We start from the raw sequence: 23,909 nt of genomic DNA, 5'->3' as shown, positions 1-23,909 counted from the left end.
ATTCAGCCGAAGCCGTTTCAGCATCAGGCGGCAGAGGCAAGAAAACAGGAGGATCTTATGTGGAAATTCATTGTTAAGAGACTGATTATGCTGATCCCGGTATTGATCGGCGTAACCCTGCTCGTGTTCCTGATCCTGCAGCTGGCGCCAGGCGATCCGGCGAAGGTTATCTTGGGCGAGCAGGCCACCCCTGAGCAGATTCAAGAGCTGCGGGACTCCTTGGGCCTGAACGATCCAGTGTTGGTGCAGTATGCCAACTACATCATCAAGCTGGTGCAGGGCGACATGGGCGACTCCTACAAGACTCGTGGACCTGTGTCTGAAGAAGTGTTTAACCGTTTCCCCAACACCATCAAGCTGACAGCTTGCGCCATGCTTCTGGCTGTGGTCGTGGCTGTGCCGCTGGGCGTTGTGGCCGCTGTGAAGCAGAACACTCTGTTTGACAGCATCAGCATGGTTATCGCGTTGATCGGTGTTTCGATGCCTATCTTCTGGCTGGGCCTGCTGCTGATTTTGTTGTTCTCCCTGAAGTTGGGATTGTTCCCCTCCTCCGGTAGTGAGGGTATTAAGAGCATCGTGCTGCCCGCCGTGGCTCTGGGCTTCAACCACATGGCATCTATCGCCAGAACAACCCGTTCCTCCATGCTGGAGACCATTCGTCAGGACTACATCCGTACGGTGCGCGCCAAGGGCGTGGCCTATGGCGTTGTTATCCGTAAGCACGCACTGAAGAACGCGCTGATCCCCACCATCACAGTTATCGGTCTGCAGATCGGTTACATGCTGGGCGGCTCGGTGCTGACAGAGACCGTTTTCGCATGGCCTGGTGTTGGCCGACTGATGGTGGACTCCATCAATGGCCGAGACATCCCCATGGTTATGGGATGTATCATCCTGGTGTGCGCCACCTTCTCCGTGGTCAACCTGGTGGTTGATATTCTGTACGGCATGGTGGATCCGCGGATCAAGTCCCAGTACAAGTCGGGGGGTAAGAGCAAATGAGCAAAGAGAAAAAGAACACGGCCGCAGCTGCCGAGGCCGGCAGCGCAAAGAAGCACGGCCAGATGTATGATGTGTGGCGTCACCTGAGACGGAACAAGGGCGCCATGGTAGGTCTGGCGATCGTCATCCTGCTGATCCTGATGGTGATCTTCGCCGGCGTACTGTTCGACTATGACACAGTGGTAATCAAGCAGGATATCAGCCAGAGACTGCAGTCTCCCTCGGCTTCTCATCCCTTCGGTACAGATGAGCTGGGAAGAGATATTCTGTCCAGAATCTTCCACGGCGCTCGTATGAGCCTGGGCATCAGCTTTGTGGCTGTGTGCTTCTCCCTGGTCGTGGGCGGGCTGCTGGGTTCTGTGGCCGGCTTCTTCGGCGGCAAGCTGGACATGGTGATCATGCGCTGCATGGACATCCTGCTGGCTATCCCCAATATCCTGTTGGCCATCACCATCGTTGCGGCCTTGGGCGCCAGCAACCTGAACCTGATCATCGCTCTGACGATCTCCAGTGTGCCTGGTTTCTCCCGTATCGTGCGCGGCGCAGTTCTGACCGTGCGTGACTCCGAGTACATCGAGGCGGCGAGAGCCATCGGAGCGAAGAACGCCAGAATCATCCTGAGCCATGTTCTGCCCAACTGCATGGGCCCGATCCTGGTTCAGACAACTCTGAATGTAGGCTCTGTGATCCTGTCCACAGCGGGCCTGAGCTTCCTGGGCCTGGGCGTGCAGGCACCCCGTCCGGAATGGGGCGCAATGCTGTCCAGCGGCCGAACCTATATCCGCGATTACAGCTACATCACCATGTTCCCCGGGTGCATGATCATGATCACGATCCTGAGCTTGAACCTGCTGGGCGACGGTCTGCGTGACGCGCTGGATCCCAGACTGAAGTAAGACAGGAGGAAAAGAGCGATGAGTGACAAGAAGAACCTTGCTGTTGAGATCAAGGATCTGGTGGTAGAGTTCCGTACGGACGACGCCATCGTCCAGGCCGTAAACGGACTGGATCTGGAGATCGAGAAGGGCAAAACCCTGGGCCTGGTAGGCGAGACCGGTGCAGGCAAGACGACCACAGGTCTGTCGATCCTGCGGCTGATCCCCGATCCTCCTGGAAAGATCGTCAGCGGCACAATCAAGCTGGGCGGAGAAGACATCTTCGCCAAGAGCGAAAAGGAAATGGAAAAGGTGAGAGGCAATCAGGTGTCCATGATCTTCCAGGACCCGATGACCTCGCTGGACCCTGTTATGACCGTAGAAGACCAGATCGCCGAAGTGGTAGAGCTGCATGAAAATGTGAACCATGCCAAAGCGGTAGAGAAGGCGAAGGAGATGCTGGAGCTGGTAGGTATCCCTGGCGAGCGTGGTACGGAGTATCCGCACCAGTTCTCCGGTGGTATGAAGCAGCGTGTGGTTATCGCTATCGCCCTGGCCTGCTCGCCGGCGCTGCTGATCGCCGACGAACCCACCACCGCTCTGGATGTTACTATCCAGGCACAGGTTCTGGAAATGATGAAGAACCTGAAAGAGCAGTACAACACCTCCATGCTGATGATCACCCATGACCTGGGCATCGTGGCGGAAATCTGTGATACAGTTTCCATCATCTATGCCGGTCGGATCGTGGAGCATGGCACTCTGGAGGATGTGTTCGATTACACCCGCCATCCGTATACAGAAGGCTTGTTCAACTCTCTGCCTGACCTGGATCACAGAGAGCAGCGCCTGAAGCCCATCAAGGGCCTGATGCCGGACCCCAGCAACCTGCCTGCCGGGTGCGCATTCTGCCCGCGGTGCGATTACGCTATGGAGATCTGCAAGACACAGAAGCCGAAGCGCGTATACCGCAACGAGGAGCATTATGTGGAATGCCATCTGTATAACGAAGAGAATATCAAGGAAGGGATGTTGAACCGGAAATGAGCGAGCAGAAAGCATTGTTAGAGGTAAAAGGCCTCAAAAAATACTTCAGCACGCCGAGAGGTATGCTGCACGCGGTGGACGACGTCACCTTCACCATCAACAAAGGCCAGACCCTGGGTGTGGTAGGCGAGTCCGGCTGTGGTAAATCCACCACAGGCCGCGCCATCCTGAGATTGCTGGAGCCCACTGGAGGCGAAGTGCTGTTCGAGGGAGAAGACCTGGCAAAGCTGAGCAAGGAAGAGATGCGGAAGAAGAGAAAAGATCTGCAGATCATCTTCCAGGATCCGTTCTCCTCTCTGAACCCCAGAAAGACCATTAGCCAGACCATCGCCGAGCCCCTGCTGCTGAACAAGATGGTGACAGACAAGAAGCAGCTGCAGAAGAAGGTTCTGGAGCTGATGGAGATCGTAGGTCTGGCCGAGCGTCTGTACAACACTTATCCCCACGAGCTGGACGGCGGCCGCCGTCAGAGAATCGGTATCGCCCGCGCTCTGTCCGTGAACCCCAAGTTCATCGTGTGCGACGAACCGGTATCGGCTCTGGATGTGTCCATTCAGGCTCAGATTCTGAACCTGATGGAAGACCTGCAGGAGCAGATGGGACTGACTTATATGTTCATCACCCATGACCTGTCGGTTGTTAACCACTTCTCCGATGATATCGCGGTTATGTACCTGGGCAAGCTGATCGAGAAGGCACCTTCCGATGAGCTGTTCAAGAACCCGACTCATCCGTATACCCAGGCTCTGCTGAGTGCTATTCCGCTGCCCAACATCCACAAGCAGCTGGACCGCATTCTGCTGAAGGGCGAAATTACCAGCCCCATCGAGCCGAAGCCGGTGTGCCGTTTTGCCAACCGTTGCAACTACGCCACCGACCGCTGCCGGAGCGAAGAGCCTCAGCTGAAGGAGATCAGCCCGGGCCATTTCGTGTCCTGCTTCCTGGCCGAATAAGAAGCCTCCTGAAATACCGAAAAGCCGACGCAGTAAATCCTGCGTCGGCTTTTTTATTGTTCCTTTTTGTCAGTTTTTGCAGAAAAAAGAGAGCGTGGAACAAGAAAAAACGCTTCGTCAAGAGGGAAAAGCTTGGAGTGATAATGAAAGAAATTTTGCTGGAAAAAGGCAAAAAGAGAACAAATATGTGCAAATTCATCACTAATGCTGAAAAAGTATGCAGAGCAAATAAACAAAATACACAAAAGAGAAAAGTGAAAAAATGGAAGGAGCCGAATAATTTTATGCAATATGCAAAAAACAACGCCAAAAAATTCTACATTAAAAGAAGAACTGCATAACAATTATTAAATAAATCATAAACTTTTTATTGCAAAAATATTTTCGACAAGATATAATCGTACTACAGTTGCTCCAGATAATCGGGGAGCAGCGGAATTCCTTATACGCATTGCATGTGTCTTGCCACATGTTGCGGATACTTTTTGCCAAATGCGTTTCTAACAGGAAGGGCAGCATTCTGTTGGAGACGCAGGGGTAAAAAAATTACAGGAGGATCTTATGTGGAAATTCATTGTTAAGAGACTGATTATGCTGATCCCGGTATTGATCGGCGTAACCCTGCTCGTGTTCCTGATCCTGCAGCTGGCGCCAGGCGATCCGGCGAAGGTTATCTTGGGCGAGCAGGCCACCCCTGAGCAGATTCAAGAGCTGCGGGACTCCTTGGGCCTGAACGATCCAGTGTTGGTGCAGTATGCCAACTACATCATCAAGCTGGTGCAGGGCGACATGGGCGACTCCTACAAGACTCGTGGACCTGTGTCTGAAGAAGTGTTTAACCGTTTCCCCAACACCATCAAGCTGACAGCTTGCGCCATGCTTCTGGCTGTGGTCGTGGCTGTGCCGCTGGGCGTTGTGGCCGCTGTGAAGCAGAATACTCTGTTTGACAGCATCAGCATGGTTATCGCGTTGATCGGTGTTTCGATGCCTATCTTCTGGCTGGGCCTGCTGCTGATTCTGTTGTTCTCCCTGAAGTTGGGATTGTTCCCCTCCTCCGGTAGTGAGGGTATTAAGAGCATCGTGCTGCCCGCCGTGGCTCTGGGCTTCAACCACATGGCATCTATCGCCAGAACAACCCGTTCCTCCATGCTGGAGACCATTCGTCAGGACTACATCCGTACGGTGCGCGCCAAGGGCGTGGCCTATGGCGTTGTTATCCGTAAGCACGCACTGAAGAACGCGCTGATCCCCACCATCACAGTTATCGGTCTGCAGATCGGTTACATGCTGGGCGGCTCGGTGCTGACAGAGACCGTTTTCGCATGGCCTGGTGTTGGCCGACTGATGGTGGACTCCATCAATGGCCGAGACATCCCCATGGTTATGGGATGTATCATCCTGGTGTGCGCCACCTTCTCCGTGGTCAACCTGGTGGTTGATATTCTGTACGGCATGGTGGATCCGCGGATCAAGTCCCAGTACAAGTCGGGGGGTAAGAGCAAATGAGCAAAGAGAAAAAGAACACGGCCGCAGCTGCCGAGGCCGGCAGCGCAAAGAAGCACGGCCAGATGTATGATGTGTGGCGTCACCTGAGACGGAACAAGGGCGCCATGGTAGGTCTGGCGATCGTCATCCTGCTGATCCTGATGGTGATCTTCGCCGGCGTACTGTTCGACTATGACACAGTGGTAATCAAGCAGGATATCAGCCAGAGACTGCAGTCTCCCTCGGCTTCTCATCCCTTCGGTACAGATGAGCTGGGAAGAGATATTCTGTCCAGAATCTTCCACGGCGCTCGTATGAGCCTGGGCATCAGCTTTGTGGCTGTGTGCTTCTCCCTGGTCGTGGGCGGGCTGCTGGGTTCTGTGGCCGGCTTCTTCGGCGGCAAGCTGGACATGGTGATCATGCGCTGCATGGACATCCTGCTGGCTATCCCCAATATCCTGTTGGCCATCACCATCGTTGCGGCCTTGGGCGCCAGCAACCTGAACCTGATCATCGCTCTGACGATCTCCAGTGTGCCTGGTTTCTCCCGTATCGTGCGCGGCGCAGTTCTGACCGTGCGTGACTCCGAGTACATCGAGGCGGCGAGAGCCATCGGAGCGAAGAACGCCAGAATCATCCTGAGCCATGTTCTGCCCAACTGCATGGGCCCGATCCTGGTTCAGACAACTCTGAATGTAGGCTCTGTGATCCTGTCCACAGCGGGCCTGAGCTTCCTGGGCCTGGGCGTGCAGGCACCCCGTCCGGAATGGGGCGCAATGCTGTCCAGCGGCCGAACCTATATCCGCGATTACAGCTACATCACCATGTTCCCCGGGTGCATGATCATGATCACGATCCTGAGCTTGAACCTGCTGGGCGACGGTCTGCGTGACGCGCTGGATCCCAGACTGAAGTAAGACAGGAGGAAAAGAGCGATGAGTGACAAGAAGAACCTTGCTGTTGAGATCAAGGATCTGGTGGTAGAGTTCCGTACGGACGACGCCATCGTCCAGGCCGTAAACGGACTGGATCTGGAGATCGAGAAGGGCAAAACCCTGGGCCTGGTAGGCGAGACCGGTGCAGGCAAGACGACCACAGGTCTGTCGATCCTGCGGCTGATCCCCGATCCTCCTGGAAAGATCGTCAGCGGCACAATCAAGCTGGGCGGAGAAGACATCTTCGCCAAGAGCGAAAAGGAAATGGAAAAGGTGAGAGGCAATCAGGTGTCCATGATCTTCCAGGACCCGATGACCTCGCTGGACCCTGTTATGACCGTAGAAGACCAGATCGCCGAAGTGGTAGAGCTGCATGAAAATGTGAACCATGCCAAAGCGGTAGAGAAGGCGAAGGAGATGCTGGAGCTGGTAGGTATCCCTGGCGAGCGTGGTACGGAGTATCCGCACCAGTTCTCCGGTGGTATGAAGCAGCGTGTGGTTATCGCTATCGCCCTGGCCTGCTCGCCGGCGCTGCTGATCGCCGACGAACCCACCACCGCTCTGGATGTTACTATCCAGGCACAGGTTCTGGAAATGATGAAGAACCTGAAAGAGCAGTACAACACCTCCATGCTGATGATCACCCATGACCTGGGCATCGTGGCGGAAATCTGTGATACAGTTTCCATCATCTATGCCGGTCGGATCGTGGAGCATGGCACTCTGGAGGATGTGTTCGATTACACCCGCCATCCGTATACAGAAGGCTTGTTCAACTCTCTGCCTGACCTGGATCACAGAGAGCAGCGCCTGAAGCCCATCAAGGGCCTGATGCCGGACCCCAGCAACCTGCCTGCCGGGTGCGCATTCTGCCCGCGGTGCGATTACGCTATGGAGATCTGCAAGACACAGAAGCCGAAGCGCGTATACCGCAACGAGGAGCATTATGTGGAATGCCATCTGTATAACGAAGAGAATATCAAGGAAGGGATGTTGAACCGGAAATGAGCGAGCAGAAAGCATTGTTAGAGGTAAAAGGCCTCAAAAAATACTTCAGCACGCCGAGAGGTATGCTGCACGCGGTGGACGACGTCACCTTCACCATCAACAAAGGCCAGACCCTGGGTGTGGTAGGCGAGTCCGGCTGTGGTAAATCCACCACAGGCCGCGCCATCCTGAGATTGCTGGAGCCCACTGGAGGCGAAGTGCTGTTCGAGGGAGAAGACCTGGCAAAGCTGAGCAAGGAAGAGATGCGGAAGAAGAGAAAAGATCTGCAGATCATCTTCCAGGATCCGTTCTCCTCTCTGAACCCCAGAAAGACCATTAGCCAGACCATCGCCGAGCCCCTGCTGCTGAACAAGATGGTGACAGACAAGAAGCAGCTGCAGAAGAAGGTTCTGGAGCTGATGGAGATCGTAGGTCTGGCCGAGCGTCTGTACAACACTTATCCCCACGAGCTGGACGGCGGCCGCCGTCAGAGAATCGGTATCGCCCGCGCTCTGTCCGTGAACCCCAAGTTCATCGTGTGCGACGAACCGGTATCGGCTCTGGATGTGTCCATTCAGGCTCAGATTCTGAACCTGATGGAAGACCTGCAGGAGCAGATGGGACTGACTTATATGTTCATCACCCATGACCTGTCGGTTGTTAACCACTTCTCCGATGATATCGCGGTTATGTACCTGGGCAAGCTGATCGAGAAGGCACCTTCCGATGAGCTGTTCAAGAACCCGACTCATCCGTATACCCAGGCTCTGCTGAGTGCTATTCCGCTGCCCAACATCCACAAGCAGCTGGACCGCATTCTGCTGAAGGGCGAAATTACCAGCCCCATCGAGCCGAAGCCGGTGTGCCGTTTTGCCAACCGTTGCAACTACGCCACCGACCGCTGCCGGAGCGAAGAGCCTCAGCTGAAGGAGATCAGCCCGGGCCATTTCGTGTCCTGCTTCCTGGCCGAATAAGAAGCCTCCTGAAATACCGAAAAGCCGACGCAGTAAATCCTGCGTCGGCTTTTTTATTCGCAAGAAAATGCAGTAGTTTACTGCACAAAATTGTAATGATAAATTTGGGACACTTGTGAAAGCGCGCAAAAATACCCCAATGATACAGGATAAATTTCACAAAAAATAGGAATGTGTGTAAAAGATACGAAGAAAACTTTATGGAAGCTATACTAATAAAGACTTTTGATTCGAAAATAAAATGGACAAATTGAATAAAAATAGATGCGCGGAAGTTGCGAAGGGGGATTGCGGGAGAAGAGGAGAACAGCATATAATAAGTCATACCACTTGCAGCCAGCCCACTGCGAAAGAACATTCCGGCGCGGAGGGCATCGCGTATATGATGAAAGAGGTGAAAGGCATGAGTAACAGAAGAAAGCGTTTGGTCAGTGTATTGGCCCTTCTTACCATGACGGCAGGATTGTTTGTCGGCGTGGCCGGGTGCAAAAAGGACGAAGGCAAAACCAAAGGCGGTGCCAAGGATACCATTGTCATTGCCACCATGAGCGAGACCCCCTCCTTGACCAACAACGAGCACAATGCTGTGGCCGGTGGCTATATGAATCTTCTGACTTACGAAGGCCTTTTGCGGCGGGGCATGGATATGAAGCCGGAACCCTGCCTGGCAGAGAGCTATAAAGCCATCAGCGATACCGAATGGGAATTCAAAATCCGCAAAGGGGTCAAATTCCATACTGGTGAAGAAATGACAGTGGAAGATGTGAAGGCCTCCTTGGATTGGGCGCAGAATTTCCCGCTGATCAAGACCAGCACAGAGAACATCAAACAAGTGGATATTGTGGACGACGAAACCATTAAGATCACCACTTTTGAACCTTGCGCCATTATACTGGATAACCTTACGGGTACCAGCAATGCCATCGTTCCCAAAAAGCTCATTGACGAAGGCAACAACTTCAATGAGAACCCCATCGGCACCGGCCCCTATGTGTTCAAAGAGTGGAAGATGGGCGACAGCCTCACTTTTGAAGCCTTTAAGGATTATTGGGAGGGAGAGCCCAAAATCAAGAATATGATCTGGAAGATCATCCCTGAAGGTTCTTCCCGTACCATCGCTCTGGAAGCCGGCGAGATCGACTTCATCGTGGAAGTGGAACAGATGGACATCGATCGTCTGGAAGGTAACGATGAGATCGAAGTTTATCAGTATGAAGCTACCGACTATAACTACTTGCAGTTGAATCACGAATATGGCGCTTTGGGCAACCAACTGGTACGCCATGCCATCAATGCGGCCATCAATAAGGAAAATGTCGTTACTGTGGCGGCTAATAATCTGGGCACTCCTGTTAAAGCCCAGACTCCCATGAATTTGGTTGGATGTTCGGAAGAGAACGCCGATGATTATGATGTGGAAAAGGCGCAGCAGTATCTGGCAGAATCGGGAGTGGATCCTTCCACCATCAATTTCTCCATCATTTGCTCCAACGATATGAAAAAGCGGGCTGGTGAAGTGATTCAGGCCGACCTGAAGAAAATCGGCATCGAATGCTCCTTGGAGAGCATGGATCTGGCGACTTATTTGTCGGCCACCACAGAAGGCAATTATAGTGCCTGTATTGGCGGGTACAACACCACCGATCAGCTGATTTATTGTAAAGGCCTGTTCCATAGTGAATCCATTGGTGGCTCCAACCGGGCTCGGTTGTCCGATCCGAAGGTGGATGAATTGATCCAAGAAGCAATGGTAACACTGGATGCAGATGAGCGTCAGAAAATTATGGAAGAATTGAACGCTTACCTGAATGAGCTGTGTGTTCATATTCCGCTGTGGCAGCCCATCGCTCTGCGGGCCTACAATGCCAAGCTGAAGGGCGTAGAAATCAACGCCGTTGGCAATCTGTATTTCAAGAATTGCTATTGGGAAGAATAACTGCTAGCTGAAAAAAAGAGCAAACAGAACAAATGAAAAAATCCCGGGAGATTTTCTCTCCCGGGATTTTTTGTAGTCTTTCCGGAGAAAAAAAGAAAAAATATCGGCGTGACAGAGAAAAAAGAGCGCAATAATTACAAATCTATAAACGAAAATTGAGAATTCAGGAAAAGCAACAAAGTTTGTTAAAAATGCAACGAAAACCAGAAAAATCCTAGGGCAAAGTATACAAAAAATCGAAGGTGCTTAGTGAATCAAAGTAAAGTAAATGAGGCATTCTGCACAAAAGAGAATGGCAAAGATAGGGAAATATCACGAAAAGATGCACAAAAATCGCCTTGCTATTTTAAAATTTTTATTGAATATTTTATGAACATCGCTTATAATGCAATCATCCGGTGAACCTGCCCGCGGAGGAGAGAACCGGGAAGGCGGCAAAGACCGCCAAACAATGTTACATGAGGTGAAACATTATGAGAAACAGAAAACTGCGTCTGCTGAGCCTGTTCTTGGCCACAGTCATGATGCTGGGCCTGCTGGCCGGCTGCAACAGCAGTGGCGGCGACGACAAGAAGAGCAACGGTGGCGGCAACAAGGACAGCATCGTTATCGCTACCATGAGCGAAACTCCTTCCCTTTCTCCCTATGACCACAACGCTACAGCCGGCAGCTACATGAACCTGCTGACTTACAGCACCCTGTTCAACACCGATGTAGAAATGAATCCCCAGCCCAACCTGGTGGAAAGCTACGAAAATACCAGTGAGACCGAATGGGTCTTCAAGCTGAAGCAGGGCGTTAAGTTCCACAACGGCGACGAGATGAAGGCCGAAGATGTGGTTGCTTCCATCGAGTATGGCAAGACCTGCGCCGAAGTTAACCTGTACAACCAGTGCGTTGAGACCATCGAAGCTGTGGATGATTACACCATCAAAATCACCACTCCTGGTCCCTCCGCCATTCTGCTGAACCACCTGTGCCATCACGGCAACGCCATCGTTCCCAAGAAGCTGCTGGACGAAGGCCATGACTTTGCCTCCGATCCCGTTGGCTCCGGCCCGTACAAGCTGGTGGAATGGAAGCGCGGTGACAGCGTGGAATTCGAAGCCTTTGCCGATTATTTTGACGGCGAAGCTCCCATCAAGCACATGACCTGGAAGATCATCCCCGAAGGTTCCTCCCGTACCATCGCTCTGGAAGCCGGCGAGATCGACTTCATCGTGGAAGTGGAAGCCATGGACTATGACCGTCTGGCTGGCAACGACGAAGTGGCTATCTATGAGTACGATGCTACCGAGCACAACTGGATGATGCTGAACAACGAAAAGCCCGGCCTGGACAATGTGAATGTGCGTAAGGCTATGGACTGCGCCATCGACAAGGAAAGCGTTATCGCCGTTGCTCTGAACGGCATGGGCACTGCCATCTATTCTCAGGCTCCCAACAACATGCCTGGCGCCAGCGAAGAGAATGTGAACTCCTTCGACGCTGAGCAGGCTAAGAAGTACATGGATGAATCCGGTGTGGATCCTGCTTCCATCGAAATGAGCATCATCTGCTCCAACGACACCAAGAAGCGTGCCGCCGAAGTGATTCAGGCCAACCTGAAGGACACCCTGGGCATCACAGCCACCATCGAAAGCATGGACCTGGCCACCTATCTGTCCGTCACAGGTGAAGGCAACTACACTGCTTCCATCGGCAACTACACCTCCAGCGACATGGTTTCCTTCCTGGTTGGTGTGTTCCACTCCAAGTCCATCAACGGTTCCAACAAGACCCGTCTGAACAATCCTGAAGTGGATGCTCTGATCGACAAGGCTTCGGCCACCATCGATGCCACCGAGAGAGATAAGGTGCTGCAGGAGTGCGTCTCCCTGATCAACACCCTGACTCCTCAGGTTCCCCTGTATCAGCCCGTCAACTTCCGTGCTTACAACGCCAATCTCCAGGGTGTTGAGGTTTCTCCCAGCGGCACTCTGTACTTCGAAGATGTGAGCTGGAAATAAGTTAAAAAGTACTGCTTTGAAAGAGCTCGTGCATTGCGCGGGCTCTTTTTTTATCACAAATTTTAGCCGGAGTAAGGGACTTTCAACACTTCACTTTGTGAATTGCTCACATCTTAGTAATAAATTCGAGATGATGCGTATAATATGCTGCGTTATACGGGCTTAACAAGGCAATAAATTAAAAAGATACACAAAAAATTAAATGAATTGCAAATTATCGAGAGGCCATTTTGTTTGGTTTGGCCAATGTCAAAAAATAAAAGAGGAAACTGCGTGCCATCAGCTTGTTGCTGGCCGGCATTATGTCGGTTGGCTTGTTTGCCGGTTGTTCCAGTGACAGCGGCGACATTTCCAGCGATAACACCGACAGCGGCGGAACCAAAGACAGTATCGTCATCGCCACCTCTGGTGAGACTCCCTCGAGAGCTTATGACTCCGGCCTCCAGGGCGTGGAAGTCAGCGACAGCGGTATACTCTATTTCGAAGATGTGTACTGGGAGGAATAAGCCCTAGTTACAGCACAATGTAATATAAAAATCAGCTAAATCACCAAAAAAAGACGATGAAAAGGTGAAAAAATGGGCAGAATATCTATGGAAAATTTTCGAAAAAGAAGAAAAAGTGGGAGATGTGGACAAATTGAGTTGGCAAAAGTTGTGTAAAGTGCAAAGAATAGGCCGCCGAGGACTTGAAAAGCCGGGCGTTGCAAAAAGAAAAAAGAAGAGATATAATAGCTTTGCAATAAAAAATAAATAAATAGTGAGCTACTTAACAATAATTTTTTAATTGTTTTGTTAAATTTTCGTTCAATTTCCTGATGGCTTTCAGGGAGTGAAAAGTGATTCGACAGGGAGGCCCCTGTTGAAAATATTTTATGAGGTGAAAACACATGAGAAACAGAAAAGTTCGGCTGCTCAGCCTGCTTCTGGCCACAGTGATGCTGTTGGGCCTGCTGGCTGGCTGCTCCAGCGATGGCGGCGAAAAGAAGAGCGTCACCAAGGGCGGCGACAAGGACAGCATCGTCATCGCCACTTCTGGTGAGACTCCCTCTCTGTCTCCCACCGAGCACAACGCTGTGGCTGGCGACTACATGAACCAGCTGACTTACAGCATGCTCTTCCGCACCGATATGGATCTGAAGCCCCAGCCTAATCTGGTGGAGAGCTATGAGAATGTGGACGAGAGCACCTGGCACTTCAAGATCAAGGAAGGCGTCAAGTTCCACAACGGCGACACCATGACCGCTGACGATGTGGTGGCTTCCCTCCAGTGGGCCCAGGGCTTTGCCGAAGTCAACCTGTACAACAAGAACTTTGTCTCCATCTCCAAGGTGGACGACATGACCGTTGAGATCAAGACCGATGGCCCCGACGCCATGGTTCTGAGCAACCTGTGCCACCACGGCAACGCCATCGTTCCCAAGAAGCTCATCGATGAAGGTCATGACTTCAACGAAGATCCCGTGGGTTCCGGCCCGTACAAGCTGGTTGAGTGGAAGCGCGGCGACAGCCTGACTTTCGAAGCTTTTGACGATTATTTCCTGGGCGCTCCCAAGATCAAGAACATGACCTGGAAGATCATCCCCGAAGGCTCTTCCCGTACCATCGCTCTGGAAGCTGGCGAAGTGGACTTTGTGGTGGAAGTGGAAGCCATGGACGGCGATCGCCTGAAGGAAAACTCTGATCTGACTGTGATCGACTACAACTCCACCAATGTAACTTGGCTGATGCTGAACAACGAGGTGCCCGGCCTTGATAACCAGGATGTGCGTCACGCCATCAACAGCGCCATCGACAAGGAAAGCGTTGTGACTGTGGCCTACAACGGCATGGCTACTCCTGCTGTATCCCAGATGCCCATGAACTTTGAGGGCGCTACCGAAGAGAACGCCGATACCTATGATGTAGAGAAGGCTAAGGAATGGCTGGAGAAGTCCGGTGTGGATCCCGCCTCCATCAAGTTCTCCATCATCTGCTCTGACGACACCAAGAAGCGGGCCGGTGAAGTGATTCAGGCCAACCTGAAGGAAATCGGCATCAACTGCGAAATCGAGAGCATGGACCTGGCTACCTATCTGTCTGCCACAGCCGAAGGTGACTTCACTGCTTCCATCGGCGGTTATTCTTCCAGCGATCTGCTGAGCTATGTGGTGGGCGTGTATCACAGCTCCTCCATCAACGCTTCCAACAAGACCCGTCTGAACGATCCCGAAGTGGATGCTCTGATCGATCAGGCCAAGGTGACCATTGATGAGGCTGAGCGTGTAGCTATTCTGGAGCAGCTGTCTGCTAAGCTCAACGAGATCTGCTCTCAGGCTCCTCTGTGGCAGCCCCTGACCATGCGTGCCTTTAACGCTGGCCTGCAGGGTGTGGAAGTCAACGACGGCGGTTCTCTCTACTTCGAAAATGTGTATTGGGCTGAATAAGCAGCACCTTTTTGAGGAAAATTAGACAAAAACATCAAGAGACTCTCTGGAGAAAAGGTTCTCCAGAGAGTCTTTTTTCTTGCGAATCCAGGAAAATTCCAATATAAACCTGTGCAAAATAGCTGAATTCAAAATGTTATATTTCATTCGATATAGCATATGTTCTGAAAAAACATGGAAAGGCAAAAAGGGTCTTGCAAAGGGGAAAAAGAGGGCCTATAATACGAAACAAGCTCCCCCGAACCCCTTCCAAAGGGCCCTTGGAGGGAGGGGAAAAGCGAAAAAATATTTTGAAATTATGAGGTGATTCCCATGAACAAGACGAAACAGAGGATGCTGAGCCTGGTACTGATTATTGCGGCCCTGATCGGTATTGTAGCAGCCTGTCAGAAACAGTCGGCCCAGACAACCAAGACCGAAGGCGGTCAGGCCGTAACCACAGCGGCTGGAGGCAAAGACAGCATCGTCATCGCCACCATGGGCGAAACACCTACCCTCAGCCCCTATTCCCACAATGCCACAGCTGGTTCCTATATGAACCTTTTGACATACAGCACCTTGTTTGCCACCGATATGGATCTCAACCCCCAGCCGGAGCTGGTGGAAAGCTATGAGAACGAAAGCGAGACCCGGTGGGTGCTTCATCTGAAGCAGGGCGTCAAGTTCCACGACGGCAGCGAGATGACCGCCCAGGATGTAAAGGCCTCTTTGGAATATGCCAAGACCTTTGCTGAAGTCTCTCAGTTCAACAACATGATCGCCAGTGTGGAAGTGGTGGACGATTACACCGTGGCCATCGAGACAAACGGCCCCTCCGCCGTGCTGCTGACAAACCTTTGCTCCCACGGCAACGCCATCGTTCCCAAGAAGCTCATCGATGAAGGCCATGACTTCGGAGAAGATCCTGTTGGCACCGGTCCCTACAAACTGGTGGAATGGAAGCGGGGCGACAGCCTGACCTTCGAAGCCTTTGACGAATATTTCGGCGGTGCACCGGCCATCAAGCACATGACCTGGAAGATCATCCCCGAAGGTTCCTCCCGCACCATCGCTCTGGAAGCCGGCGAAGTGGATTTCATCGTGGAAGTGGAAGCCATGGACGCCGACCGCATCCAGGAAAATGAGAATCTGGAACTTCTGAGTGTGGATTCCACCACCCTCAACTGGATGGTGCTCAACAACGAAAAGCCCGGCCTCAGCAATGAGAATGTGAGAAGAGCCATCAACGCCGCCATCAATAAGGAAAATGTCATCACCGTGGCCATCAACGGCCTGGGTAAGGTGGCCGAAGGCGAAGGCGCCTCCATGCTCACCGGCTACAGCGCAGAGAACACCGATTCCTACGATGTGGAAAAGGCCAAAGAATACATGGAGAAATCCGGCGTGGAACCCTCCTCGGTGGAGATGAGCATCGTTTGCTCCAATGATACCAAGAAGCGGGCCGCCGAAGTGATCCAGGCCGATTTGAAAGAGATCGGCATCGAGGCCGAGATCGAAAGCATGGATCTGGCCACTTACCTCAGCGCCACGGTGGAAGGGGACTTTACCGCAGCCATCGGCGGCTATACCGCAACAGACCTGATGACCCATGTGCAGGGTGTGTTCCACAGCAATTCCATCGGCGGCTCCAATCAGACCCGGTTCAGCGATCCTGAAGTGGACGCTCTCATCGATCAGGCATCCGCCACAGTGGACGAAGATGCCCGGAATGAGCTGCTCCAGCAGATCATGGCCAAAGCCAACCAGGCCTGCCCCAATATCCCCCTCTACACCGCCACAAGCCTGCGGGCCTATGCCAAGGGGCTGGAAGGTGTGGAAGTCAATGCCGGCGGCACCATGCGCTTTGAAAAGTGCAGCTGGGCCGACTAAGCACTGCAAATTCCTTCATACTCATATTGTTTTCACAAACCGAAAACCGCCTGGGAGTCGCTTCCCAGGCGGTTTTCCTTTGGTTTGAGGCCGGACAAAGTATGACAAAAAATCAGCAAAAAAGGACTTTGTGAAAAAAATCGTCAAACATGCCAAAAGATCGAAAAGCAAAATAAACAGTAGGGGAAAAATAGATAAAAGCGATGTTTGATAAATGCTTAACAAAATGAAAAATCGTCGAAATGCTGCAAACAAATTCATGGTTTTTGGTTATATTTTAAAATAGTGTTTTAAAATTATTGCGAAAGTATGAAAAATCTCGTTGCATTTTAGTACACGCCGGACTATAATGCACATAGTCCTTCGGGACGGGGCCCTATGCCGGGGAAAGCGCATCGAGAGCAACAGCGATCTGACTCTGCTCCAGCATGATTCCACCAACCATATGTGGATGATGCTCAACAACGAAAAGCCCGGCCTCAGCAATGTGGATGTGAGAAGAGCCATCAACAGCGTGGTCAACAAAGAGAACATCGTTACAGTGGCCCTTAATGGCATGGGCGTGGCTTCTTACTCCCAGACTCCTTCCAACCTGGAAGGGGCCACCGAGGAAAAGAGCGAAAAGTACGATGTGGAGCAGGCCAAGAAATACATGGAGCAGTCGGGTGTGGATCCTTCCACCATCCAGCTGAGCATCATCTGCTCCAATGACCAGAAGAGCGGGCCGCCGAAGTGATCCAGTCCGATGTGGCAACTTTGGGCATCGATGCCACCATCGAGAGCATGGACCTGGCCGCCTGCCTGAGCACCACGGTCGAAGGCAATTACACAGCCGCCATCGGCAACTATTCGGCCAGCAATATGCTGTCCTATCTCACCGGTGTTTACCATAGCAAGTCCATCGGTGCTTCCAACAAGACCCGTCTGAAGAACCCGGAAGTGGATGCCCTGATCGATCAGGCGTGCGCCACCATCGACGAAGCGGAACGGGAAGAAGTCCTGCGCCAGTGCAGCACGCTCATCAATGAGCTGTGCCCCCAGGTTCCTCTGTTCCAGGATGTGTACCTCCGGGCCTACAACGCCAATCTGGAAGGCGTGGAGATCAATGCAGCCGGTTTCCTCTATTTCAACGATGTGAAGTGGAAGGAATAACAAAACTGCTTACACTTTGCGGCAATCGCCGCTTCTCATAAACCCTCATAAAAGCCAAAGGCCAGGGGCGAAAGTCCCTGGCCTTTGCGCATGTCAAAATGTCCTTCTGAAATATAAAAAGGGAAAAATACGAAAAGTATAAGAAAAAAGTCGTTTTCTTTTTAGGGGCTCCATGGTACAATCAAAACAGAAAAAGGAGGAGAAATGATGAAAAAACATCCGTGGGGTCTGCTGGACAGGCGGGCCATATCCAATTTGCTGGTGGCTGTGCTGGCCATTTCCTTTTATCTGGCCGCCGCCAATCTCACTTCCATCCGGGAGCATTTGCGCAATTTTTTGGACATCCTCTCTCCCTTTCTGGTGGGGTTTGCCATTGCCTTTCTCCTCAATGCCCCCATGGAATTTTTTCGCCAAAAGGTCTATGGCCGCCTGCGGGGCGGGAAGGCCCTGGCCATCCTTACTGTCTATTTGCTGGCGACGGCGGTGGTGGCCGTTCTGGTGCAGCTGGTACTGCCCCAGGTGGTCCGGTCGGTGGAGCTGTTTGTTTATAATGTGCCCTATTATCTCAGCAATCTGAACGATTTGTCCCAGAAGATCGTGTCCCGTCTGCATCTGGACAGCCGGGTGATGGGCAGCCTGATAGACACCTATGACGAACTGGTGCGCCAGGCCGGGGATACCCTGTACCGCCGCCTGCCCGATCTGTTTAACCTGGGCGTCGCCTTGGGCAGCGGCGTGATCTCCGGCTTTACCGCCCTGATCGCTTCGATTTATATGCTGTATAGCAAGGAGAACCTGGTCCGCTTGCTGAAGCGGCTGGTCTATGCCTTTGTGCCCACCGATAAAGCGCGGGTCTTTTTGGGCTATTGCCGCAAGAGCAATCAGATTTTCTCGGCCTTCCTCAATGGAAAGATCATCGATAGCGCCATCATCGGTATGCTGTGCTTCTTTTTGTCCTGCCTGATCAAAATCCCCTTTGCCATTCTGGTCAGCGTCATTGTGGGTGTTACCAATATCATTCCCTTTTTTGGCCCCATTGTGGGAGCGGTACCCTGTCTGATGATTCTGCTCATTGTGGACCCCTTCAGCGCCCTGCGGTTTTTCATCCTCATTGTGGCGCTGCAGCAGTTCGACGGCAATATCCTGGGCCCCAAGATTCTGGGGGACAGCACCGGTCTTTCTCCGCTGCTGGTATTGGCCGCCATCGTGGCCGGCGGAGGGCTCTTTGGCTTTTTGGGTATGGTGCTGGGCGTGCCGGCCTGCGCCGTGCTCTATTCCATACTGCGGGATGTGACGGCCCTCAAGCTGCGCCGGCGGGGAGTGGATGAAAAGGGAAACCCTCTTCTTCCTTCGTCAGAGGAAGGGGAGCAATAAGTCCGAATCTATTCAAAGAGAAACCCACAGGGGAGACGGTCGGAGCGCCGCCTCCCCTGTGGGTTTTTGTGAAAGGAAATCGGTCAATCCAGCTTGCTATCCAGGATTTTGTAGAGGATAAACAGAAGGGCAATGCCTCCTAGAGCCAGCAGCAGATGGATAGAGGCGATAGGGTAGGTGATAAATACATTGTTTTGGATGCAGTTTTCCAATGCATTGTTTTCATTCAGCAGTTGTTTGGTTCGTTTGCTCATTTTCTGTCCCTCCCTGAATGTCGCAGATCAAAGTGTGTATGGCTTTGGAAAGTTCGGCATAGCTGCTGAGGAAATCGGTCAGGGCCTGCTCCCCTTGGGGCGTCAGTGCATAGTATTTTCGCTTGGGACCCAGATCGGAGGCCTGGTATGTGGCATGGACCCATTTGTTTTTCTCCAATCGGAGCAACAGGGGATAGATGGTGCCTTCTGTGATTTTTCCAAAGCCGTAGGCCATAAGCTGCTGGGATATTTCATATCCATAGGTTTTCTTTTTGCTGATGATGGCCAGGACACAGCCCTCCAGCGTACCTTTCAGCATTTGTGATGGGATCAAACGGGCACCTCCTTATCTGTGACTATATTGCAAAACAAAGTACCTGGGTATATTGTTTTGCAATATACCTGTATTGTCAAGAGAAAATCCCCAATGGGAGGGAACGGTGCTGGGGCCTGTGGCTTTTTTCTGCCGTTTTTGGAGGAAAGCGCAGGGAAAAGCAAACATTCACTTGAAGCGGCGGGGGATGTGATGTATAATCGTATCACTATCAGAGGAATGGACGGGGAATAGGAAGAAAAATGGCCCCCGGCAGAGGACCTTTTCAGGAAGGCAGGAGGGGTATCAATGGAACCAATGGGATTGCAGGAAACCATGGAACAAATCCTGCTGGAATTGCGGCAGAACCGGCTGATGCTGGAACAGCTGGAGGAAACCCAGCAGAATCATACCAAAATGCTTCAGGAACATTACCGGCTGCTGAAAGAGCAGGATGAAGATCTGCTCAAGATCAAGGTGCGTTTGGAAAACGATTTGTGCCCTAAGCTGGATATGCTGTTTGAAGGCCAGGTGAATCTGGCCGAGCAGCGGGATCGGGATCAGCGGGAAATCCGCCGCCGTATCCGGGAAGTGGAGGACAAAAACACCATCCTCACCGTGCAGGTGGAGGAACTGTTGAAAGCATGATAAAACCGCCCGGCTATCGGCCGGGCGGTTTTTTTGCTGGAGAAAGTTTGCCGCTTTATATATAATAAGGAGAAAAGCCTATGCAGATCATCATATCCCCGGCGAAAAAGATGCGGGATGAGCTGGACAGCATGGCGCCCCGCTCTCAGCCGGTGTTTGGGCAGGAGGCCAGGCAGCTGGCGGGATGGCTGAAAAGCCTTTCCTATGAGGAGCTGAAAGAGCGCCTTTCCTGTTCGGAAGCCATCGCCCGACAGAACTATGAGCGGTATCAGAAAATGGATCTGACAAAGAATCTCAGCCCAGCCATACTGTCTTATGAGGGAATCCAGTATCAGTACATGGCCCCTGGGGTGTTCACCTATCAGGAATTTGATTATCTCCAGCAGCATCTGGCCATTTTGTCTGGTCTGTATGGTCTGCTGCGGCCTTTTGACGGAGTGCGTCCCTATCGGCTGGAGATGGGGACAAAACTGAAAGCTCCGTTCGGGGAAAATCTCTATGATTTCTGGGGCGACCGCCTGGCGCGGGAGCTGACGAAGGACGATCGGGTGGTGGTGAACCTGGCCTCCTGGGAATATGGCCGGGCGGTGGTGCGCCACCTGGGAGAAGATGCACAGTGCATCACTCCGGTGTTCGGTCAGCTGATCGGGGGCAAAGTGGTGGAAAAAGGGGTCTATGTGAAGATGGCCCGGGGAGAAATGGTTCGCTTTCTGGCTGAGCGCCAGGGGGAGGAGCCCCAGGTGATGCAGAAATTTGATGCTTTGGGCTATCGGTACGATCCGACCCGCTCGGATGAAAAAACCTATGTGTTTTTAAAACCTTGAGAGGTGGAAAGGAGAAGATATCAATGAAAGAAAAACGATATGCTAATCTGGCGATGGTCTATGCTATTTTGGCCATGGCCGGTGGGGTATTTTACCGGGAGTTCACCAAGTTCAATGGCTTTCAAGGTCGCACAGCGTTGGGGACGGCGCACACCCATTATTTCCTTTTGGGAATGGTCTTTTTCCTCCTGCTGCTTTTGCTGGAGAAAAATCTGGCCTTTTTCGGGAGAAATACCGGGAAAGTGCTGATCTTTTATCAGGTGGGATTGAACCTTACCGCCTTGATGCTCTTTTGCCGTGGCATTGTGCAGGTGCGGGGGATTGACCTGTCTGCGGCCCTGGAAGGGGCCCTTTCCGGTATGGCCGGCATAGGACATATCCTTCTGGGGGTCTCTCTAGTGCTTCTGCTGCTCCAGATCAAAAAAAGCTGCACACGATAAAAAAACAAGGCCCGTCCCTTTGAATGAGGGACGGGCCTTGCTGCGTCTATATCAATGGGGCTTTCTATTTGGTTACAGCGGCCTTCAGACGGAGCAGATCGGCATCGTCGGGATGGCTCAAGGCCCGATCGAAGTTTTCCAGCATGGCGGTGCGCCGGGGGCTGTCCTCCATTCCCTGGTAGCGATCCCGCACGCTTTGGGGCATCTTGCCCTGGCACATATAGGAGCCGATGCATTCGGTGCCTTGGGGCAAAAGAGCCTGTACCCGGTCTAGGATCTGGGCGAAGTAGGCATCATTTCCGCCGAAACCGGCGGTGCCGAATAAGAACACCTGGTGATGGGTCAGACTTTGGAGAAACTGGGCGGCAGCGGCATCGCAAGTGCCCTTGTCGGTCCAGAACCCCACATAGATGGTTTGGGCGGTAAGGGCTTTGGCATCGGGCGCGCCGCAATAGAGGCAGTTCCCCTGGGGCAGGGCCTCTTTCAGAGCCTGGGCCAGAAGAGCGGTATTGCCTGTGCGGCTGCTGTAAACAATGGCATAACTCATGATTGTGCTTCCTCCTTTTTATCGTAGATGCAGTGGACGCCCTGGTGGGCCATCATACCACCCAGGCATTTCTGGTTGCAGCGGACACACCGGTGAATCTCTTTGGCCCGGCCGGTAGCCACCTTATTGGGCCACTGGGGATCGGCAGTGAGCTGGCGGCTCATGGCGGCACAGTCGATCCGTCCGTTTTTCAGCTGCCTTTCCACAAAATCCGGATCGGTCAATCCGCCCACGCCGCACACCGGCAGGCGAGTCAGCTTCTTTACCGTATCGCAGAATTTCAAAAAGCAGCCTTCAGACCCGAACACCGGATGACTGGCGGGAGGGATGGTATCGGTCAGCCCGCCGTGGTTGGCCAGAGTCACATGAAAGCTGGTCACACCGGCCTGCTCCAAAATAGGCACGAAAATGGGCAGCTCACTTTCCAGCACGCCGGCATTTCCATAATGAGGGTCCTCCTGGCGCACGGCCAGTTTGAAATCAATGGGGATTTCCGGCAAGCTGCGGCGGATGGCCGATACGGCCTCTGCGGCGAAGCGGGCTCTGTTTTCCGGGCTGCCGCCATAGCGATCGGTGCGCTGGTTAAACAGGGCGGAGCTGAAGCTGCCGCACATCCGGTCTCCGTGGACCTGGACCATATCGAATCCCGCCTGGATGGCCAGCTGTGCGGCCATACCAAAGGCAGAGATGATCTCGTTGATTTTTTCCACCGGCAGATTGGTGATATACGGCCCCACCTGCTGGTTGAGCAGAGGCCGCAGTTCCTCCATGGAGATCCGGTGGGTCAGTACTTTGGGGATGTATTTGATCATGGCTTTCCAGTTGGAGTCCGATTGGTGAAGCTGGGCGCAGATCTTGCACCCTTCCTGGTGGACGGCGTCGGTGAGGGATTTGTAATAGGCCATGCCCTTCTTGGAATAGAGAGAGGGGCCAAAGCCATGGGGAAGCACCGGCACATCTCCCAGGATGATCATGGCGCAGCCGCCGGCGGCGATATTCCGCAGCCGCTCTATTTGCTCCGGTTGGGGAAGCCCCAGGGAAGTCGGAGCGAAAATGATCCGGTTTTTTAAAGGAAGCCCGCCGTAATTTATAGGGCTTTGGATGGTTTCGTACAAGTGGGATCCACTTCCTTCCGGGTAACTTTTGCCAAGAGGTTCAAAAGCTGCTGCTGTTCCGCGGGGGAAAGGGAGGCCAGGGCCTCCGCGTCCCAATCAAAAAACACCTGGTGGCTCACTTCAAATGTTTCCTGCCCCTTGGGGCTCAGATCCAGATGATAGGACCGGCCGGATTTTTCCCGGGTGAGAAACCCCTCTTCCACCAGCTTGGTGATGAGGCGCTGGGAATGTCCCCAGTCCAGATTCAAAGCGGCGGTCAGCTGGGCCTGGGAACATCCGGGGTGTTTTCCCACATAGAGAATGGGGAACAGGGAGCCGAAGCTCAAGCCCACCTGATGCAGCCGGGCCGTGGTATAGGTGACAAAGCTGCGGTGAAACAGGGTGACATAGTACGCCAGGGTTTGAAACATGAATGATTCAGCTCCTTGTAGGTTTGTCAAACATATTGGACAGTGAACTCAGCGGGAGACATCCAGCGGAGGGGTCTCATGGGCAAGTTATTAGAGCGGCGGTTGTGGACAGCAAGCTGCTTTGCAAAGTCATCCAAGGAATAGAACGAGTGGCAAGAGTAGAAGCGTTTCTGATCCTCGCGGTGGCTGCGCTCGACCTTGCCATTATGGCGCGGCGTGTAAGGACGGATCAGTTTATGTCGGATATTCAGTTCGGCGGCTGTTTTTTCAAATAGCGTCGGCAGCTCGCGCTTACTGTTGGAGAAGCGGTTGGTAAACTCAAAGCCGTTATCCGT

Annotated in this window: 27 protein-coding genes; 21 read left to right on the top strand and 6 right to left on the bottom strand. The window is 52.7% G+C overall.

Annotated features, from left to right (window positions below):
* Positions 1–57 precede the first annotated feature (57 nt).
* The 18 genes from nikB (KQI26_RS00135) to KQI26_RS00050 all read left to right on the top strand — a co-directional run bounded on the left by nikB (KQI26_RS00135) (position 58) and on the right by KQI26_RS00050 (position 19,023).
* On the top strand, positions 58–1,002 hold the full coding sequence (nikB, locus tag KQI26_RS00135; protein ID WP_118748558.1) for a nickel ABC transporter permease: 945 nt from the start codon (positions 58–60) through the stop codon (positions 1,000–1,002).
* Positions 999–1,898 carry an ABC transporter permease gene (locus KQI26_RS00130; protein WP_216502648.1) on the top strand — a complete coding sequence of 300 codons (900 nt, stop codon included), beginning with the start codon at positions 999–1,001 and terminating at the stop codon, positions 1,896–1,898. Before nikB (KQI26_RS00135) ends, KQI26_RS00130 begins: the two co-directional genes overlap by 4 nt.
* Positions 1,899–1,916: 18 nt before the next feature.
* On the top strand, positions 1,917–2,924 hold the full coding sequence (locus KQI26_RS00125; RefSeq protein ID WP_118748556.1) for an ABC transporter ATP-binding protein: 1,008 nt from the start codon (positions 1,917–1,919) through the stop codon (positions 2,922–2,924).
* Positions 2,921–3,877: an ABC transporter ATP-binding protein gene (locus KQI26_RS00120; RefSeq protein ID WP_216502646.1), complete on the top strand. Its 957-nt coding sequence runs from the start codon at positions 2,921–2,923 to the stop codon at positions 3,875–3,877. Before KQI26_RS00125 ends, KQI26_RS00120 begins: the two co-directional genes overlap by 4 nt.
* Positions 3,878–4,020: 143 nt before the next feature.
* A complete protein-coding gene (locus KQI26_RS00115; protein ID WP_216502650.1) occupies positions 4,021–4,218 on the top strand; it encodes a hypothetical protein in 198 nt (65 codons plus the stop codon).
* Between the two features lie 220 nt (positions 4,219–4,438).
* Entirely contained in the window at positions 4,439–5,383 is a 945-nt protein-coding gene (gene nikB, locus KQI26_RS00110; RefSeq protein ID WP_118748558.1) for a nickel ABC transporter permease, read from the top strand.
* Positions 5,380–6,279, top strand: coding sequence for an ABC transporter permease (locus KQI26_RS00105; RefSeq protein WP_216502648.1), 900 nt, complete (start codon positions 5,380–5,382; stop codon positions 6,277–6,279). Before nikB (KQI26_RS00110) ends, KQI26_RS00105 begins: the two co-directional genes overlap by 4 nt.
* An 18-nt stretch (positions 6,280–6,297) precedes the next feature.
* Complete coding sequence (locus tag KQI26_RS00100) at positions 6,298–7,305, top strand: ABC transporter ATP-binding protein (RefSeq protein WP_118748556.1); 1,008 nt, start codon at positions 6,298–6,300, stop codon at positions 7,303–7,305.
* Positions 7,302–8,258 (top strand): ABC transporter ATP-binding protein, encoded by a 957-nt coding sequence (locus tag KQI26_RS00095; RefSeq protein WP_216502646.1) that lies wholly within the window; start codon positions 7,302–7,304, stop codon positions 8,256–8,258. The genes KQI26_RS00100 and KQI26_RS00095 overlap by 4 nt, the downstream gene beginning before the upstream one ends.
* Before the next feature lie 403 nt (positions 8,259–8,661).
* On the top strand, positions 8,662–10,194 hold the full coding sequence (locus tag KQI26_RS00090; protein ID WP_216502644.1) for an ABC transporter substrate-binding protein: 1,533 nt from the start codon (positions 8,662–8,664) through the stop codon (positions 10,192–10,194).
* Positions 10,195–10,667: 473 nt separating this feature from the next.
* Positions 10,668–12,203, top strand: coding sequence for an ABC transporter substrate-binding protein (locus KQI26_RS00085; RefSeq protein ID WP_216502642.1), 1,536 nt, complete (start codon positions 10,668–10,670; stop codon positions 12,201–12,203).
* A 302-nt stretch (positions 12,204–12,505) separates the two neighbouring features.
* A complete protein-coding gene (locus tag KQI26_RS00080; protein ID WP_216502640.1) occupies positions 12,506–12,709 on the top strand; it encodes a hypothetical protein in 204 nt (67 codons plus the stop codon).
* 64 nt (positions 12,710–12,773) lie between these two features.
* Positions 12,774–12,959 (top strand): hypothetical protein, encoded by a 186-nt coding sequence (locus KQI26_RS00075; RefSeq protein WP_216502638.1) that lies wholly within the window; start codon positions 12,774–12,776, stop codon positions 12,957–12,959.
* A 133-nt stretch (positions 12,960–13,092) separates the two neighbouring features.
* On the top strand, positions 13,093–14,628 hold the full coding sequence (locus tag KQI26_RS00070; protein ID WP_216502635.1) for an ABC transporter substrate-binding protein: 1,536 nt from the start codon (positions 13,093–13,095) through the stop codon (positions 14,626–14,628).
* A gap of 312 nt (positions 14,629–14,940) precedes the next feature.
* Positions 14,941–16,497: an ABC transporter substrate-binding protein gene (locus tag KQI26_RS00065; RefSeq protein ID WP_216502634.1), complete on the top strand. Its 1,557-nt coding sequence runs from the start codon at positions 14,941–14,943 to the stop codon at positions 16,495–16,497.
* Positions 16,498–16,846: 349 nt separating this feature from the next.
* Entirely contained in the window at positions 16,847–17,233 is a 387-nt protein-coding gene (locus KQI26_RS00060; RefSeq protein ID WP_216502633.1) for an ABC transporter substrate-binding protein, read from the top strand.
* A complete protein-coding gene (locus KQI26_RS00055) occupies positions 17,230–17,649 on the top strand; it encodes a hypothetical protein (RefSeq protein ID WP_216502631.1) in 420 nt (139 codons plus the stop codon). Before KQI26_RS00060 ends, KQI26_RS00055 begins: the two co-directional genes overlap by 4 nt.
* A 207-nt stretch (positions 17,650–17,856) precedes the next feature.
* The gene (locus KQI26_RS00050) at positions 17,857–19,023 is read left to right on the top strand and encodes an AI-2E family transporter (RefSeq protein ID WP_253292564.1); all 1,167 of its coding nucleotides are present in this window, start codon (positions 17,857–17,859) and stop codon (positions 19,021–19,023) included.
* A gap of 83 nt (positions 19,024–19,106) precedes the next feature.
* Here the strand turns inward: KQI26_RS00050 and KQI26_RS00045 are convergent, their stop codons facing one another.
* Positions 19,107–19,277 carry a hypothetical protein gene (locus tag KQI26_RS00045; protein ID WP_216502627.1) on the bottom strand — a complete coding sequence of 57 codons (171 nt, stop codon included), beginning with the start codon at positions 19,275–19,277 and terminating at the stop codon, positions 19,107–19,109.
* A complete protein-coding gene (locus KQI26_RS00040) occupies positions 19,246–19,611 on the bottom strand; it encodes a PadR family transcriptional regulator (protein WP_118428844.1) in 366 nt (121 codons plus the stop codon). Before KQI26_RS00040 ends, KQI26_RS00045 begins: the two co-directional genes overlap by 32 nt.
* Positions 19,612–19,899: 288 nt before the next feature.
* Here KQI26_RS00040 and KQI26_RS00035 point away from each other — a divergent pair, with 288 nt between their 5' ends.
* The 3 genes from KQI26_RS00035 (at position 19,900) to KQI26_RS00025 (ending at position 21,502) form a co-directional block, all read left to right on the top strand.
* Complete coding sequence (locus tag KQI26_RS00035; protein WP_118428845.1) at positions 19,900–20,238, top strand: hypothetical protein; 339 nt, start codon at positions 19,900–19,902, stop codon at positions 20,236–20,238.
* Positions 20,239–20,318: 80 nt separating this feature from the next.
* A complete protein-coding gene (gene yaaA / locus KQI26_RS00030) occupies positions 20,319–21,062 on the top strand; it encodes a peroxide stress protein YaaA (RefSeq protein ID WP_216502626.1) in 744 nt (247 codons plus the stop codon).
* A gap of 23 nt (positions 21,063–21,085) precedes the next feature.
* On the top strand, positions 21,086–21,502 hold the full coding sequence (locus tag KQI26_RS00025; RefSeq protein ID WP_216502625.1) for a DUF2871 family protein: 417 nt from the start codon (positions 21,086–21,088) through the stop codon (positions 21,500–21,502).
* 64 nt (positions 21,503–21,566) lie between these two features.
* Here KQI26_RS00025 and bilS read toward each other — a convergent pair whose 3' ends face one another.
* The 4 genes from bilS to KQI26_RS00005 form a co-directional block, all read right to left on the bottom strand.
* A complete protein-coding gene (gene bilS / locus KQI26_RS00020) occupies positions 21,567–22,049 on the bottom strand; it encodes a flavodoxin family protein BilS (protein WP_216502623.1) in 483 nt (160 codons plus the stop codon).
* A complete protein-coding gene (gene bilR / locus KQI26_RS00015) occupies positions 22,046–23,164 on the bottom strand; it encodes a bilirubin reductase (protein WP_216502621.1) in 1,119 nt (372 codons plus the stop codon). Before bilR ends, bilS begins: the two co-directional genes overlap by 4 nt.
* Complete coding sequence (gene bilQ / locus KQI26_RS00010) at positions 23,137–23,574, bottom strand: bilirubin utilization transcriptional regulator BilQ (RefSeq protein WP_216502619.1); 438 nt, start codon at positions 23,572–23,574, stop codon at positions 23,137–23,139. The genes bilR and bilQ overlap by 28 nt, the downstream gene beginning before the upstream one ends.
* A 26-nt stretch (positions 23,575–23,600) precedes the next feature.
* A partial coding sequence (locus tag KQI26_RS00005) for an integrase core domain-containing protein (RefSeq protein WP_216502616.1) occupies positions 23,601–23,909 on the bottom strand: 309 nt, incomplete at its 5' end.

Source organism: Intestinimonas sp. MSJ-38, assembly GCF_018917925.1.
In the GTDB taxonomy this organism is placed as follows: domain Bacteria; phylum Bacillota; class Clostridia; order Oscillospirales; family Butyricicoccaceae; genus Pseudobutyricicoccus.
Note: the sequence above shows the minus strand (reverse complement) of the source record. Positions and strands in the feature narration are given on the sequence as shown.